Origin of the sequence: Streptomyces sp. NBC_01546, from assembly GCF_045208355.1 — a bacterium.
Lineage (GTDB): Bacteria > Actinomycetota > Actinomycetes > Streptomycetales > Streptomycetaceae > Streptomyces.
On the sequence record NZ_CP109380.1, the window covers coordinates 343,928 to 359,693 of the forward strand.

The 15,766-nt window shown below is 66.9% G+C and carries 9 protein-coding genes and 1 pseudogene; 4 read left to right on the forward strand and 6 right to left on the reverse strand.

The genetic code is table 11. From position 1 onward, the window contains the following. Positions 1 to 119 precede the first annotated feature (119 nt). Positions 120 to 737, reverse strand: coding sequence for a hypothetical protein (locus OHA89_RS40310; RefSeq protein WP_331761924.1), 618 nt, complete (start codon positions 735 to 737; stop codon positions 120 to 122). 471 nt (positions 738 to 1,208) lie between these two features. Here OHA89_RS40310 and OHA89_RS40315 point away from each other — a divergent pair, with 471 nt between their 5' ends. Beyond that, entirely contained in the window at positions 1,209 to 1,418 is a 210-nt protein-coding gene (locus OHA89_RS40315; protein WP_331761926.1) for a hypothetical protein, read from the forward strand. A gap of 217 nt (positions 1,419 to 1,635) precedes the next feature. Here the strand turns inward: OHA89_RS40315 and OHA89_RS40320 are convergent, their stop codons facing one another. Then, on the reverse strand, positions 1,636 to 4,314 hold the full coding sequence (locus OHA89_RS40320; protein WP_331761928.1) for an ATP/GTP-binding protein: 2,679 nt from the start codon (positions 4,312 to 4,314) through the stop codon (positions 1,636 to 1,638). Positions 4,315 to 4,671: 357 nt separating this feature from the next. Here OHA89_RS40320 and OHA89_RS40325 point away from each other — a divergent pair, with 357 nt between their 5' ends. Next, on the forward strand, positions 4,672 to 4,899 hold the full coding sequence (locus OHA89_RS40325; RefSeq protein WP_331761930.1) for a hypothetical protein: 228 nt from the start codon (positions 4,672 to 4,674) through the stop codon (positions 4,897 to 4,899). A 4-nt stretch (positions 4,900 to 4,903) separates the two neighbouring features. On the opposite strand, the gene OHA89_RS40330 is transcribed toward OHA89_RS40325, so the two are convergent. Further along, positions 4,904 to 5,773 (reverse strand): zeta toxin family protein, encoded by an 870-nt coding sequence (locus OHA89_RS40330; RefSeq protein ID WP_331761932.1) that lies wholly within the window; start codon positions 5,771 to 5,773, stop codon positions 4,904 to 4,906. Between the two features lie 248 nt (positions 5,774 to 6,021). Between OHA89_RS40330 and OHA89_RS40335 the strand changes: the two genes are divergently transcribed. Both OHA89_RS40335 and OHA89_RS40340 read left to right on the forward strand, forming a co-directional pair. Then, positions 6,022 to 7,395, forward strand: a complete 1,374-nt coding sequence (locus OHA89_RS40335) for a helix-turn-helix domain-containing protein (protein WP_331761934.1) — start codon at positions 6,022 to 6,024, stop codon at positions 7,393 to 7,395. Between the two features lie 52 nt (positions 7,396 to 7,447). Next, positions 7,448 to 7,729: an endonuclease domain-containing protein gene (locus OHA89_RS40340; RefSeq protein WP_331761936.1), complete on the forward strand. Its 282-nt coding sequence runs from the start codon at positions 7,448 to 7,450 to the stop codon at positions 7,727 to 7,729. Here OHA89_RS40340 and OHA89_RS40345 read toward each other — a convergent pair. The 3 genes and pseudogenes from OHA89_RS40345 to OHA89_RS40355 all read right to left on the reverse strand — a co-directional run bounded on the left by OHA89_RS40345 (position 7,722) and on the right by OHA89_RS40355 (position 14,714). Continuing rightward, positions 7,722 to 7,925: a hypothetical protein gene (locus OHA89_RS40345; RefSeq protein ID WP_331761938.1), complete on the reverse strand. Its 204-nt coding sequence runs from the start codon at positions 7,923 to 7,925 to the stop codon at positions 7,722 to 7,724. The two genes, OHA89_RS40340 and OHA89_RS40345, sit on opposite strands and share 8 nt — an antisense overlap. A gap of 28 nt (positions 7,926 to 7,953) precedes the next feature. After that, positions 7,954 to 8,442 (reverse strand): annotated as a pseudogene (locus tag OHA89_RS40350) (transposase family protein); the annotation flags it as partial. Positions 8,443 to 8,699: 257 nt separating this feature from the next. Beyond that, positions 8,700 to 14,714: an AAA family ATPase gene (locus tag OHA89_RS40355; protein ID WP_406368934.1), complete on the reverse strand. Its 6,015-nt coding sequence runs from the start codon at positions 14,712 to 14,714 to the stop codon at positions 8,700 to 8,702. Positions 14,715 to 15,766 lie beyond the last annotated feature (1,052 nt).

The window sequence follows — 15,766 nt, forward strand, 5'->3', positions numbered from 1 at the left end:
CCGCCTCCACCGCAGTGCACGTGGCGAGCAGGTACCGCTTCACTGCGGTAGCGGCAGATGGCCCTCAGGAGGGGTGGGGCCCAGCACCGGTACCGCCCTAAGCCACGCCCACGCCGTTGTCAGAAGGGAGAGACCTGATCATCCTCCGTCGCCGCAGTCTGAGAAAGCAGAGCGACCAGGTCCTCGATCGCCTTGATGACAGCACGCGCCTCCAGCCTTCCGAGGGTGGTGGGAGCGGAGAGGGGGCCGTTGCCCCGGAAGGTGAGGTGGCCTTGTTCGTCGACGTTGAAGGATCCGGCAACGGTGTCGCCCGAGTGGCCGGGCAGCCGCACGGTGAAGCTGGCCTCAGTCAGCCGGGCATGAGGAGGTCCCCAGGCCGGATCTGTGTTCTCACAGTTGCGCTCCGCCTCGGCCTCTTCGTCATCCTCATGGTGTTCCACGAGCCGGCTGAGCGTCAGGCGCGCTGCCTGTGCTGCTTTCGTGACACTCCACTCTGCACACTGCAAGGCCTCCACCACGGCTTCGTCTCGAGTTCCGTCCGTGATCCCACCGGTTTTTCCGAGAGACCACATCGCACTCAAAAGGGCTCTGAGCACAGGCTGCGTGGGGTGAGCCTCTTCTGCGGGTGAGAGCCCTTTGTTCGGGAGTGCCTGATCCTCCAGGGCGCAGAGGTTGATGAACGTTTCGTCGGTCCACCAGTCGGGGCGGATCCGAGAGGCGGGATCGATGGAACTCATGACTGCTCCAGAACCGAGACGCTACTGACACCGGTGTGAACGCGGACAAGCGGCACTGAGGTGTGCCCGTTCGCCTGCCTGGCCGATGGCATGACAGGCCATAGAGGCGCGGCCACGGCCGGATCTTCTGTGACTTGCGCCACAGGTCCGCCGGGGTGGAGTAGTCGTCTGTAGGCACCCGCTTTTTGCGCTGAAGCCGCGTTGACCAGCAGATTCCAGGGCCCACCGGGGACGGGTTTTCAGGCGCCGGTGAGCTCGGCGTATGAGCATGAAAAACCGCGTCACCAAGGGGTGTTGGGGCAGGGCACGCGTGTCCATCTCGCGATCGGTGACTAGCCTTATGGACGAGTCAGACGCCCGGCGAACGGCGAAGGGAGACTCCGGTGAGACCCATGCTTCCTAGGGCCGGCCTCGCGGAATCTCCCTCTCGCCATACACCGGGCAGCCGTCCCATTGCGAGGAGAGCAGACCTTGGCGTCATTCGACCGTACCCCAACGCCCTTACAGCCCAAAGGCCATCTGCTGGGCTGGATGACCGCCGTCACCGGGCTCATCGCCATCATCGCCGTGGTGGTGCTCGCTGCCTTGGGCCAGGGCGAGGCCGCAACAGCCGTCGGGGCTGTCGCAGCCGCGGCCTTCGGGGCCGGCGGCGTCCGCATCACGGTGCAGATCCGCCGATAGCCACCGTTTCGAGGAACACACGGCTGCCACGGACGTAGTAACCGGGGCAGCCGTGCCAGTTCTGGACCTCCTCGTGGACGGCGTGCCCTGCCCTCCGAAGTTCTGTCATCGCGGTCGCTACTGAGAATTGCCCCCTCAGAGGTCGGGTGGCTTCAGCGTGTTGCTCCGTCCTCCTGCCGCTATCTGTCCCTGGGGGCCTGGCGGTGTCTGTCGGCGTCTATTCGGGTGTTCCGATCCGGGCTCGGCGGTCTTGGACGAGCTGCTGCCAGCGGGCGCGCACCGTCTCAAGGCCGTCGAGCCAGTGGGCGGAGGAGCCGTCAGGCAGGCGGAGGCCAGCCATGAAGTGTGAGATGTCGGCGTAGTAGGCGTAGTCCCCGGTCCGAGACAGTTCGCGCAGCCGGTTGATGACGACGCGGACCTTGTCCTCCTCCCCCTGGACGGCATGGTGGAAGGCAAGGGCGAGTTCGAGGACGGCCTCGGCCGCAGTGATGCCGGTGTCGCGGATCTCGGCCCGCAGCGCTCGGGCGGCCTCAAGACCACGGAGGGCGCCCGCGTCACGCACGAGCGACGCGATCCTCACCGTGAAGCTGGTGGCGCGGAGGTCGAGGCCGGTGAGGAGCTGTTCGGCGAGGTGCAGCTCGTCGTCCGTGGTGTCGGGGTCGGTGAAGGCGAGCACGAGAGCGCGCTGGGCCTGGCTGGTGGCACGTTCTCCGGCGACGCCGTGCTGGTCGGCCTGGTCGCGTGCGGCGGTGTAGGCGGCGGCCGCGCGGTTCATGTCGCCGTGGGGCCAGAGGATGTCGCCCTCGACGCGGTGCTGGCGGCCAGCCCAGCCGAGGGTCTGGGCGGTGTCGTACGCGGTGGGGAAGTCGCCGGCGAGGCGGGCGAGGTGGACCAGGCCCCGGCGAGCGGCGGGGGCGAGGCGGCCGCCGCCGTCGGCGACGGTCTGCATCCCTTGGCGGGAGGCGACGGAATGGCCGAGGTCGCGGTGGGCCTTGGCGAGGTAGTACACGGCCATCTGCTGCAGATCGGCTGCCAGCAGTCCGCTGCTGGTGACGGTGGTGAGCCGGGAGGCGGTGACGGAGCGGTGTTCGTGCTGGCGGCGGGCGAGTGCGGCGAGGAGTTCGATGAGGGCGTCGGCGGTCGTCTCCAGGCCGCTGGTGCCGCCGGGTCGGGCGGGTGGGGCGATGGGCTCCCACACCGAGTCGCTGACGTATGCCCAGGCCGCGTCGGCAAGCCAGCCGAGGTCGAGACGGAAGTCCCGGGCGAGGGGGAGCCCCTGGCGCAGGCAGCCGACCAGGAGCATCCGGTCCCGGCCGGTAGCTTCGGCGGCCGTCCACTGGGCACCGAGGGCGGCCAGAGCTCGGTCGGAGGCTTGCTGCCAGTCGCGCTCGGTCCAGCGGTCGTCGGTGGCATCGTCGGCGCTGCGGATGGTGGAGCGGATCAGGCCGTGCAGGTGGTACGGCCACAGCCCGAAGGGCTGTTCGCGGATGAAAGGCCGCTCAATCAGCCGCTGGGCCGGGGCCTCGTGCGCCAGGCCGGCGGTGGCGGTGGCGAGGGTGAGGTCGAAGGCGTCCAGCAGGCTGATGGAGCGCAGGACGTGGCGCTCGTCGGGCGTGAGGTCGGAGAGGGTTCGGGCGATCAGGGCGCCGAAGTCGTGGTCGAAGTCGGCGGGGACCGGCTCTCGGGTACGGCGGATCTCCAGGAAGCGGAGTACCGACAGGTCGAGGTAGAGCGGCAGGCCGTGGGAGCGGTCGGTGATGGTCTGCCGGATGGCGGCGTTGATGAGGGGCTGGCCGTCGCGGGAGAGCCGGCGGGCGAGGTAATCGTCGCAGTCCTCGGGAGAGAAGTCCCCGACCAGCACCTGCCGCCCGCGGCCTCGGGCCGTCGTTCCGGCCGTACGTGCTGACGGGACGGCGGTGCCGGCCAGGCCGGGCCAGGCGGTGGGTCCGGTGTAGTCGAGCTGTCCCTGCAGGGCGGAGTCGGCCCACTGCAGGCGGGATCGGCCGGTGACGATGAAGTAGGCGTTGGGCATGAGCCACGCCACCCTTTGGATGAGGCGCTCCAGGTCGCGGTGGGTGCGGTCGCCGACGTCCTCGAAGGTGTCCAGCAGGATCACCGGCGTGACGCGCTTGTCGGCCGGGAGCTGGGCGAGCTCCCACGCGAGCAGGTGCGGATAGAAGCTGAGCGAGTCCAGGTCGGGTTCGGCTTCCAGCAGGTCGGCGAGACGGGCGCACCGGGCGAGCGCCCGTACGGTCTGCCTGCGTTCGCGCAGGGCGCGGACGAGGGAGCCGGTCACCTGCCCGACGGCGCTGCCGAGGCTGCCGGGCAGAAGAAGGGCCTGGGCGACGTCGGCCATGGCCGCTTGCATCTGCTGTGGCATCGCCTTGCCGAACCGGCTGACCAGCCCGCCGCGGCGCAGGTGCTCCTCCAGGCTCTCGCCGGGGTGCTGATGCTCCCAGTACCGGCGCAGCGCCACGTCGAAGGCGGGCAGCGGGCGGCCGAGCACACTGAGTGCGGCCCGGATCGTCAGCACGAGCTGCTCGAAGTCGGTGCCGGCTGAGCGGGACAGGTCGATCCGTACGGGCAGGATCCGCTCTCCGCCCCAGGTGGGCTCACCCCACTGCGCGGGCCGGTGCTCGGCACCGGTGAGCGCGGCTTCCAGCTTGCGCGACAAGGTCGTCTTGCCGATGCCGCCGACGCCGTGGAAGACCAGCACGTTGTCGCGGGGAGTTTCGAGGTCCTCGACGTCGAAGTGCGGGCTCGCGGTGCGCTGGAGGTGGTCGGTGAGCGCGGCAGCGACGAGCTCCCACTGCAGCTGGCGGTTGGTGAACGCCTCGCCGGCTTCCAGGCTGTGGTCGTTGGTGCTGAACAGCGTCCTGAGATCTCTGCCTGCCACAACGTCCCCCGACCTCGTTGATCAACTGTGCTCAACCTACGCGTACCACCCTGCCTTTGGAGAAGGCATCGCGGACCCTGCTGCAAAGAGTGCGAGGCCGGAAAGGTCGGCTAGAACCCGCGTATCGCGGGGCCTGGATGAACCCTGCAGCTGAACCGGGTGCTCAGCGTGGTCGGGTTGCCACAGGCAGCGATCGGAGACTCGGCTGGGTAGGCGGGGCGGCTTGTGGCCAGTTCATGATCTTTGGAGAATGGGGCGACTTCCAAAGCGAGGCGGTGTGCTGTGTCTGATTCGGGCTCCGAGTCAGGATCTGAGAGGTCCCGGCCGAGTCAGACCGATCCATGGGCTGCGGTCCAGGTGGACATTGCCCTGGAACTGGTGAGTCTGGTGATTGCCTGGTACTCGGAACGGCTTGCCGCGGAGGAGAACGCGCAGACTCCTGACGTGGCCAGGATTGCCGAGCTGGATGCTGCACAGGAGGCGTGCGCTGGGGACCTGGAGAGGGTGCGCCGTGCGGGCCCGGAGGAATTGGCTCAGATCGTCGCTGACTATCGGGAGCGCTATCGGAGTCTGTCCGGCCTCTAACAGGTCACCTGGGCCATCGAGGCAGGAGGGGTGCCGCCAGCCTGGCAATGTCGGCGATCTCAGAGGGGTGGTCCTTCAAGGCTTCCCGTAGATAGGCCTGTCGGTGGCGGAAGTCTTCGGACTCGGCAGGCAGGTAGGGGCGGTTGCGCTCGTCGTTGAGAGCGACGGCACAGCCCGGAGGCCTGATCCACGAGCCGGCGTGGTTTCGGGTGTTCTCGTACAGGACCTCGCCGCTACGGCTCTGGACGATGACGGAGTCGATCCAGGGAATCTCCTCAACCACGTCTGCGATATCCGTGAGGACTTGATAGCAGAGGTCGTGACCCTCGCGGGTGGTGAACCGGGCAGGGGCCCCCAGCTCACGCAGCCGTGCGTACCGAAGGGCTACGCCTTGCAGACTGTCGGCGCGGCGGACTGCCAGCACTCTGGCGATGACCCAGTATTCCGCCTCGTGGAGGCGGCGGGCCGTGGTCACGAAGTCCTCGACACGGCTGGGAGCGATCTCATCGAGGATGTCGCCGCGGCGTTCACGGACGTAGGCTTCCGCCATCGTGTGGATGCGATTGGAGAAGGAGCGGGTGAGACGTCCTGCGTCGCGGGGCTGTTCGATCAGCAACCGACGGTACGTCTCGTTGTAGCCCTTGTATTTGTCCGAGCAGATCTGCGTCTTTGGCCGAGCTCCGTTGGCCTCCTCCTCGCAGCGTCCTTCGACGTAGGTCGTTTTTCCGCTACCGGGCGGTGCGATGACGAGCTCGGCCTCAGGGTGGTCCTGGGGGACAATCGGGGACAGATGCCGAGGAACGATCTTGCGATCGAAAATGTGCTGGATCTGCTCGTCTGTCAGCTCTGCGGAAAATTCGTCGGCCGCAGTCACCGGCCCTCCAGGGGCATGCAGTCGGGGACGGGAAAGGCTGGCGTGAGGGCCGCCCCGATCCGGGGAGCCGCGAGAATGGCTAGAGGTACGCGCTGGACTAACGAGCGAGCCACCATGGACTCCAGTGGGACATGACCGCCGGACAATGGGCAGGACAGCTGGGCAAGCCAGCGCTGCTGGCCACATCCTAGACTGTTGCAAGGGTGCGGGACAACGCGCGAGACTGATGTGTACGCCAAGGAGGATCGATGGAACCCCCGACCAAGCCGCAGCGCGACCTCGATGTCGGGCTGGGGGACTTCGCCCGCCGCCTGGGCGACCTGCGTGCCCGGTCGGGTAAGAGCGTCCAGGAAACCCAAAGGCTGACCGGCATCCCGCGCTCCACCGTGTATGCCGCTCTCAGCGGGAGCAGGCTTCCCGGCGCGGACGTGGTGGTCGAACTCGCGAAGGCGTGGGGAGGGGACCCCAACGAATGGCTTCTCCGCCGGCGGCAGGTCGAAGAGGAGATCAGCTCGCCCCACGCCGACAGAGCACGCCCCGCTACGGTGGGCGAGCGCGATGCTGAAGGCAGCGGCGCCAGCACGCTGGCTGCGGTGCTGAAGGACCTGCACGCGAAGGCGGGGAAGCCGTCTCTTCGAAGCTTGGCCCGCTCGGCTGACACCACCGCATCGTCGGTCAGCCGGTACCTCTCCGGCAGCACCATTCCAAGCTGGGAATACTTTCACGCTCTCCTGGAAGCCCTCAACGCGACACCCGAAGACAGGAACGCGGCACGCGCGGCATGGGACCGAACCTTTGCCGCCCGAAGGGCAATCCAGCCACGCTCCCTAGCATCCGGAGCCATCCGGCAGCTCTTTGCCAGCGCAGTCTCCTGCGCGTACCCCAGGTGCACAGTCCCCCTGGTTACACGCATAGACGGAGAACTGAAGACTCTCGTCGAGATCGCCCACATCCGGCCCCCTGCCGCAACCCGACAAGCTATCGACGGCTTCGACAACCTGATCCTGCTCTGCCCATCGCATCACCGCCTCGTCGATGAATCTCGCGAGGAAGACGTGCCAGAGAAGCTGCTGCAGTGGAAAGCCCGGCAAGCGATTCTCTCCGGGCAGCCGATCGCCCCCGCCGTAGACCTCGCTGCCCAGGCCAAGAGCGCATTGCGAGTGGAGCACCCCGTCAGGCTTGCCCTGTCGATTGGCATCGAGCTGGTCCACATCGATCCCAACCAGGCGGAAGGCCTACTCCTTGAGGAAGGAACCCAGGGGATGGCCACGACCAGGCTGTGCCTCACGATCCACGCCGAAAACCATGGAGCAGAGGCGACGGCCGTGGAGGGAGCAGGCATGGAGTTCGACCTCGGCAGCCCCCCTCGCTGGTACTACCGCATTCCCAGCAACCGCCTCGAGTCTCTGGCCGCAGGATGCGCGCCTCTAACCCTGCGGCCCAGCGAGGCAACGAACTGGTACGCCCCCGCACAAGAGGTCCGCGCAGTGTTCGCGAGTATCAGAGAGCAGACCGGTACCACCCCGACGCGCGTACGGCCCTACGTCAGCATGGGCCCAGCGACACCGCAGCACGGGGCTTGGACCCCCACCGCAGACCTCTCCCAGATACTGGCTCGGTGATGTGACTCAACCCGCAGCGTCTGTCACCCCGCGCCCGGGCCCGATCGGTGAGATGGTCGATCACGACCACGAGATCGGCTACGTCAGAGGGCTGCTCTGCCGATTTTGCAATCGGACGGTCGAGGAGTGTCCACATGTGACGGGCTGCCCGAAGGCGGACTACCTGCGGCGCCCGCCAGCGTTCCGCCTCAGCCTGCTCTACCCCGCCAATCAGGAGTGGCAGACCAGGGAGTCCACCCGGCAGCGCAAGATCGCACAGTTGGGCTTCGACCTGAGGGGCCTCGACCTTCGGCGAGCGGGCCGGACAGACGGTCCGGCCGACGATGTCAGCTGAGGTGGCGTGCGAGGTCGGGCGGGAGGGTGTCCTGCGGGCGCATGATCCAGCCGGTGATCTTGCGGGGGCTGGGTATGTCGGCTCGGACGGGTTCGGCGTGGCCGGCGCGGAGGGCGGCGAGGTGTTTGCGGACGACCTGGCGGCTGCCGCGGTAGCCGCGTTCGTGCTCGCTGGATGATGTGCTGTTCCCGGACATCGATGTGCGCTTGGAATCCGTGGAGTTCACCGGCCATCTCGCGGTCGGGCAGGACCGCGACGCGTCGGCCGGTTTCGGCATCCGTGATGATCGTGGCGTAGCGGTGGCGGCGGCGCAGGGCGAAATCGTCCACGCCGATCACCCGCGGGATCGCCTGCTGCGGCAGGCGTCGCAGATGGCGCAGCGCGGTGCTGCGGGAGACGGGTACGGCCAGCAGGTGGGCGAGGCGTGCCGCCGCCCGGCCGCATAACTCCCGTGCCACCTGGGATATCTGCCAGGCAAGCCGTACCGTGCGGTGCTGATGGCGCTCCAGCAGTCCGGGAATCTGCTCGCGGAAGGGCTGCCGCCGGCAGCCCAGCACCGGACAGATCAGCCGCCGGACGCGCAGGTGGACGACGACCTGGCGGCCGTCGACCGGGACGTCCGTCACCGTCCGGCGGTGATACCCGTGCACCTTCGCCGTCGGCGTCCGGCACACCGGACACGGCACCGCCACATCCCGCGTGCGGGCCGAGACAACGCCATCCCCACAAGGGAGTTGATATCCATCACGAGATCACGATCACGGACAGCTACCCGGCGTCACCACCGACTACGGGCCAGAGCTGTTCGATTGACGGACCCAGCCCAAGCTGCGCAGGGCGGTGACCGTCTGAGCACGGTCTGTCAGGTCAGCGACGGCAGGTCCTGGCCCGTTTGGATCGTGCGTGCTTCCTGCTCCGTGGGCGACCGGGGGCCTCAGAGGCCCCCGGTCGCCCACGGGCAATGCTGGCGTCAGCTTGGAGCGTGCCGTCGCCAGGCGGCGGCTACAACGGGCTCCATGGCGAGGCCCTCCGACCCGACATGGTCCACGACGTTCATCCGCCGTAGTGCGGTCAGCTGCAGGTGGATGTCGGGATGAATGGTCTGGAGCAGGTCCGTGAGGTCTTCCATCGGCAGGGGTGCGTCGAAGTCCACCATCTGGTCGACCAGCGGATGAAGTTCGACGGCGTCCATCAGGCCGGTTGCTTCCAGAAGTCGGGCGCCCTCGACACCGTGAAGCTCCTCGGCCAGCTGGGCAAGTGCCATTCGTGGTGTGAGACCTTTGACAGCCAACGCCAGCATGCGGTTGAGGAGACTCGGCCAGCCGCCTGTGGCTTTGAGCAGAGCAGCTCGCTGCGCCGGGTCGGAGTAGGGCGCCATCTGGTCCTGGTTCGAGGTCCAGCTGCGCAGTCCATCTGTGGTGGCCAGCTGGAGGAGGACCGTGTTCTCCTCGTCTGCGGCCGTCAGTTCCCGCAGGTGGTCGATTCGGGAAGGGTCCACGAGCGCGACCACGCACCTGCTGACCCCCTCTGGGGGCTGCAGGGCCAGGGCCTGGTCCAAGGAGTCACGCAAGGCATTGGCGCCAAACCCCCTCATGTCGCTGATGATGATCCGGTGCTGGCAGCCGGCTGGACCGCTTTGCAGGGCGGTTCGGTATTTGTTGGGCGCGTTGGGTGAAATCAGCTGTGCGATCCGGGTCGGCACCCGCTGCTGCTGTTCGGTGAGGGCCATAACGACGTCCTCGAGCCCTGCGGCCGGTGGTCCGACGACGATGCGAAGTCCGTTGCGGCGCCGGGTGAGATCTGCGATCTGAGCTTCGGTGAGTGGGCTGATGCGGTTGTCCGGCAGGGTCCGTCGCGCGTGCGCCGCGGACAGCGCGGTGACGGCTTCGTCTTCCTGTGCGGAGAGTTCTTCTTCGATGCTCGCGGGTGAGCCGAGGAGGAGGAGAACGTTGGAGGAGCGCAGCCGCCACCCGGTCTCATCGGCGGCCAGTACTCCGAGTCCTGCCATCTCTTCCAGGAGTGCCCGGTACTCGTCGGGTGGTGTTGCTGACAGGGCCTTGGGCCACCATTCCACGCACTCGGTGCGCAGGTCGCGTCCGGCGATGGGCCGGTCCACTCCGTGCTTGTAGGCGTGGAGGGCCAGGACGAGGGCGATGAGTTTGTAGCGGGGGTCGAGGTGGAGGGTGAGGCGTACGGTGTCGCGGATGCTCTTGGCTAGGGAGCCTGAGCCGATCACGCGTTCCAATGTCTCTTCGTCGATTGTCCAGGGCGGTCCGTCGGCCGGCGTTCGGCGGCTGTGGGTCTCCTGGACCAGTGCCAGCCCGATGTGCTGAATGATCTTCGGGTGGTAGTTGGCGTAGGCGAGGGCGCGGTGGATGAGGGTGTCGCTCTGGAATCGGATGCCGAGTGCTTGCGTGGGTTCATGCAGCAGCCGGTAGGCGGCGCCGGGGCTGAGGGGGCCGATGACCATAGGTTCGCCGAAGTGGGCTCCCGCCAGCGGCTGGTTGGGAAGTGAGGCGAATCGCTGTACCTGGTGGAGGCCGGCGAAAACAGGCTTGAATCGGCGCTCACTGGAGCTCATCAGGTTCCGAAGGGCTGTGGTATGAACGAAGTTCTCGCGGGCATCTCCGTCGAAGAACTCGTCGCATTCGTCGAAGAGGATGAGCAGTCTGCGTGCCTTGTCCTGCTGCAACCAGCGAGTGATGTCGTCCTCGACCTGATGCATTGTATTGGCCCGCTGGCGTCGGTGCTCGGCGATGCCGGACTGTTTCAGACTGCGGGCGACGAGGTCCCAGATATCCTTCGGAGTCAGGCTCATGCCCGACGGCAAGGGGATATACAGGCTCAGGTGATGCCTGGTCTGCCGGTAGCGGGCGGCGGCTGCCTTCAGGAGCGCGGACTTGCCCAGGCGGCGGCCGCCGTACAAGATGCTCGATCCTTGCGGATCCAGAACAGCTGACAGTTCTTCGCTGCGACCATAGAACATTTCGGCGGGCAGTGTGTCGCTGGCTTCGGGGTAATACGGAGTGATGGCGCTGAAGGGCGCGAGAATGCGTTCTGTCGTGGCGAACAGGCCGGTTCCCCGGGCCGCGAGGAACGCCAGGGCGGCCGCGTCGAGGACCAAGACCGGCTTGTCGCGGCGGGTCACACACTCCCTGGCCAGTGCCCGGCGCTGGGCAACACTCATCACTCCGGCCACGACCACCAGTACAGGGAGCTGGCTGACGTCCTGCTGGATCCAGCCGAACAGAGTCCGAACGTCGGAGATCGCCCTGGTCGTCATGACCCGCAACCGGCCATCCGAATCCGAGCCGAACTGCGGAAGCCGACAGGGGCCCACCAGCTTGACATCGGTGATGTCGAACCAGCGCCGAGTCAAAGGCGTGGTGAGGCCGGGGTCCGGCTCGTCGCTGTACTCGATGCCGGCCAGCCGAAGGGCGAGCTTTAGATGCTTCTTCGCATCCCGGAACTTGCCCCACTGGCTGTGCAACTGCTGCAGTGCGGCCAGCGCGTCGGCGGCCTGTGACCTCTGGGCGGAGGCCAGGTCCGAGAAATCCAGACCCTGGTGGCATCCGCCGTTGGCAGCCTGCCGGATCAGGTCCGGCGTAATGCCTGCCTGCAGGGCTTCACAGACAGCTGGGAAGAACGCGTCGAAATCCGTGACCGGGTCGGCAGTCGGCAGCTCGAACCCCTCGCGGGCCGCGATGAGGAACTCCTCGGCAGTCGCGAGATCTCCCTGGGCGATCAGCACGCGAATTCTGTCCGCTACAGATGTCGTAGCCCCCAAGTTGTTCAGCTGCTGAGCCGCGGCAGCCTGGAACGCAATGCGGGCCTGCTCCGAGTAGACGTCAAGCAGATTGACGACCTCCTCGCACTCCCGCCGGATCGTGCCAAGATTGTTGTCCCCGACAAGCGCCTGCTCGGCAGCTTGCAGTCGTGAGGTAACCCGCGAGCGCCCCGGTTCGGGCAGCTGACCGAGCCGGGACGCGGTCTCCGCACGGTGCTTGACACCCTGGTGCAGGGCGCTAACCTCCTGGCGGCTGCCGACCCGCAGCCGGTGGTGCTCCTCCCGGATCTTGCCGACCGTCTCGGCACGCCCTCCGTCGAGTTCGAACATCTCAAGAGCCGCACGGGCCGTGTCGAAGTTCTCGGCCGCGGCGTGTTCGCGTGCCGCCGACTCCCAGCCGCAGCGCAGCGCCTGGGACACGTCCTCACTGGTTACCGGGCGCAGGGGGTTCAGGTCGGTATCGAATTCCAGGGCGGCGCAGCGCAGCAAGTCGATGTTCAGAGCCGCACTCGGTGTGCTTTCCGGGCCGGGGAGCCTACCAGCGGTGAGGAGCGTTGTACTGCAGCGCACTGAGGCGAGAGTGAGAGCGGCGGTGACCTTCAGCAGCAGATCGGAGGAGGGATCTGCCGAGTGGCCCAGAGCACCCAGCTCAGATGCCAGGTCCGTGCTGGAGGTGCCCAGGCGGGCAGCCAAGTGGGCAAAGACCGGAGGAGGCACGAACGCTGCGAGGTTCTGAACGGACACCAGCCATGCGTGCACAATCTCCAGGGACTCCTGGGCGTATTGCAGAATCCGCCGTCGGGCTGCACCCTGCAGGCGGGCGGAAGACTTCTCCTTCCTCTCGGTGTCCGTCTTGGTTAGCTTCTTTTCCAGGGCCTCAGGCTTACGTAGCTCGAGCAGCTGCGCACGGACGATGTCGAGTCGAGCACGGTCGTCGTTGGCTACCGAATGCAGGAGGGAGCCGATCAGCCCGTCCCCAGACCACCATTCGCGCACAATCTCGTTGGCGCGCGGGAAGTGGAGAGTCCGCGGCAAGGCGAGGCTCTCGCGGGCATGTGCACTTACCGACGTCACGTCGACGTCCGCCGGGCCAGCTGAGGCTTCTGGTCCAGGCCCGAGTGCCTGAGCGGTGAGCTGGCCGCGTGCGCACGTCTCGGCCACGATGGTCAGAGCGATGCGCAGTGACGGCATTTCGTGGAGGGACTCAGTGAGACGGAGCAGCACCTCTCCGGTTTCTGGGCTGCCGGAGACCAGGCAGACACGCAGGCCTGCTGCGGCGCGAAGCAACTGATCAGTCTGGTCGAGTTCAGGGTCAGCTTCGTCTTGCCAGGCGGCCGCCTCGTTGTGGAAGGCGTCCGCGCAGGCTCCTGTTGGAGTGCGCATACCTTCGGCGAGAACGAACATTTTCAAGGAGGAAGCGAGCTCTCCGCGGTTCGCCGCCCGGGCAGCGTGATGTGCCAAGGCTGCCTCTCCCTGGGCGAGAGTGTCGACGATGACCTGGACGTCGGTGCTTGCCTCAACGTGCGCCGGCAGATGGCTGGCCTCCCCAGCAATGAGAGCGTCCTGCCCGGCGGATTTTCCGAGGTCGTGTTGGCAAGAGAGGCCGTTGTGTTCGTGGACCAGCGCGTTTGGCGCAGGGTTCGCTTGCCCCGACCCCGTCAGAAGAGGGCTCTCGTTCAGATCTGCACGCGGCACTGACGCCAGCCCGGACGGGCTTTCCTGATTCGGCGCCTGCGGTGCTGCTGCCTGGGTGCTCTTAAGCTCGCGCTGGGGGACAGGTGCCAGCGTGCTGCTCGATGTGTCGTCGTACAGGTCCGCAGCAGGTGCGGTCTCCGGACTGGCAGCCGGGCCGTCCGTCTCGTCGAGTTCCCTCGTCCCGCCGACCTCAGGTGTCTGCGTAAGGGAAGGTGTGGGAGGAGTGGCTTCTCGAGCCTCAGGGGTCACCGTTTTCGCCCGGGGCTCCGGGACCGACAGGACGAGGTCCGCTTCGCCAGCACCCAAAGTGTTGTGTTCCCTGGCTGTGTGGGATGCGTTGCTGCCTGCTGGGAACGTTGCCTTGCCGCGTACCACGAGGAGCACTGCCGGCCGGAGAGCGTCAGGCAGAGCTCCACGAAGGCGGCTGTCGAGGCGTTCCACGCTCTCGTCATCGTCGTGTGCCACGGCGTCGGCGAGGCCAACGAGGTCTTTCAGCAGGGTCGCGAGAGTGATTTCGCTCGTTTGCCAGGCTGTCGCGGAACGGAGCTGTTCCGCCTGGCTCAGCAGAGCATCGATCGCTGGGTGAGGCTGGGCGGACCTAACGCGGGCGATCCGGTCAATGCTGGCCGATAGCTCGCCCCTAACACCGAGGGCGTGAGCCCGTTCTCGGAGTTGGTGTTCCAGACCCGGCAGTCCCTCGGGCATGTCCGATAGGTTGGCTGAGAACTCGTCTCCGTGCGGGGCCAGAGCTGTACGCAGTGCTCGCGCCAGCTCAATGAGTTCCTGAACCGGCTGCCAAGCTCCCGGCTCTGGAAGATTCCCCGAGCTCAAGGCATCCGCTGCCCGTCGCGAGGAGGAGACAGCGCTCTCGAGGAGCCAGTGAATCCGCTCGGCAGCCGCGTGGCAGCCAGCTTGCGTGTCGACGTCGGCATTGATCTCGGGCTCGGTGCCGGTCTCTGTACCGGCTGCGGGCGGTATGGGTGACGAGAAGGCGGAGGTATGCAGCTCGACCCATTCCGAGGCGAGGTGGTCACAGGCTCGGGCCACTTCCGTCACCTGATCGGTAGGCCATGACGGCAGAGCGCGGTTGCGTAGGGTCCAGGCCAGCATGTACGCCTGGCCCGGATCGGCGTCCCAGAATGCGAGGGCGGCCAGAAGCAGTTCGTCGCGCGGTGCCTCTTTGAGACTTCTATCGAGTGCGCTGTCAGGGTGACCGTCCAGCCATTGGGTACGGGCCTGGGCAAGGCTGTCGTTGAGCGGGCCGCCGAGACTCTGGGCATCCAGCAGCCTTTGTCCAGGAGGGCGGGCTGAACGCAGCTGAGACAAGGCGTGGGCGCAGATGGTGGGGGTCAGTTTGCCCATCGCCGGGACGCGCAGACGCTGAAGCAGCCGGGTTCGGCGGGTCTTCCCCATCCGGTTGAGCAGGTCTCCCAGCCGCCTCGAATCGAGGAGTGCGAGGATGTCGCCCAGCGGATCCCCGAGCCGCTCAAGGCTCTGAACCACCTCTCCTCTCAGTTTCGCCGGGGGCTCCGTTTCCCTGCTGCGTGATTTCGCGGCCATCTTGACTCTCGTCATCCGTTCCCGAATCGCCTTTCCTAGTGCTGCGGTACATGCCGATGCCAGGGCTTGCCTGGTTCCGGCCCTCTGAGATGGCCGTGGACGAAGGTCGTGCCGGGCGGCAGCTCCGTGTCAGCGTCCGACCCCTCGACCTCCAACCGCCACTGGGCGTAGTCCCGCCGGGATTCAGGCGAGGGTTGTTGGCCGTAGGGCAGCCGACGGTGCTGAGGGCGAACCCAGTGACGTGTCAGGGACTGTTCTGGTCTTTGCCCCCAGGCCTCTGCGGCGGCACGCGCTTGGAGAGCCTCGGGCGTCGTAGGCCACCAGGTGAAGACATCCGGTCCCCGCTTGCCAGGAGCCCGAGTCAGCAAGCCCAGAACGGCCATGTCCTCGCATGTGTGGATAACGGTCCAGAGCAGTGCTGGGGAGTGCACGTCCGGGCCGAAGAGCGCTGCCACCAAACGGAGGCCGTCCAGGCAGCGGCTGCCTGCCGGACCGTCGTCGCCATCGCGTTTGAGGGCCTCAATCACAAGGTGTTCAAGAGCAGCGACCGCTGGGCGCCAGGATCCAGGAGCCACCGACGGTGGCCATGGCTCCCAGCCGTCCGGAGCAGGATGCCGGCCCGTGAGACCGGTGCCGCTTGCAAACAATTCCTCGTCGTACTCCCAGCACATCGTGCCGAAACCCGGAACTTCTACGGGCTGGGGGAGCCAGACACTCGTAGCGACCAGCCTCCTGCCAGCCCGCGCGGCAGCGACGGTCAGTCTCAGACCCGGCGGGAGACCTGGAGGCCACAACACCCCATGAACGGCGCCGCCTGCCGGCCGGACACGCCGCTCCATTTGCTCCTTTGCAAGTAGGCGGCCATCGTGGTGCAAGTCCAAGATCAGGTCGCCGGAAGGCAACAATTCCAGCACCGAGCGGCTCAGCGGCAGCCGCCCCTTCCGCAGGTCTGCCGCGCTCAGAGCGACCATTACTACGACAAGCTCGTCGTCGAC

Coding starts and splice junctions, on each gene's coding strand:
- OHA89_RS40310 (WP_331761924.1), bottom strand. CDS start 737: ATGAGTTCCATCGATCCCGCCTCTCGGATCCGCCCCGACTGGTGGACC.
- OHA89_RS40335 (WP_331761934.1), top strand. CDS start 6,022: ATGGAACCCCCGACCAAGCCGCAGCGCGACCTCGATGTCGGGCTGGGG.
- OHA89_RS40340 (WP_331761936.1), top strand. CDS start 7,448: ATGGTCGATCACGACCACGAGATCGGCTACGTCAGAGGGCTGCTCTGC.
- OHA89_RS40345 (WP_331761938.1), bottom strand. CDS start 7,925: ATGTCCGGGAACAGCACATCATCCAGCGAGCACGAACGCGGCTACCGC.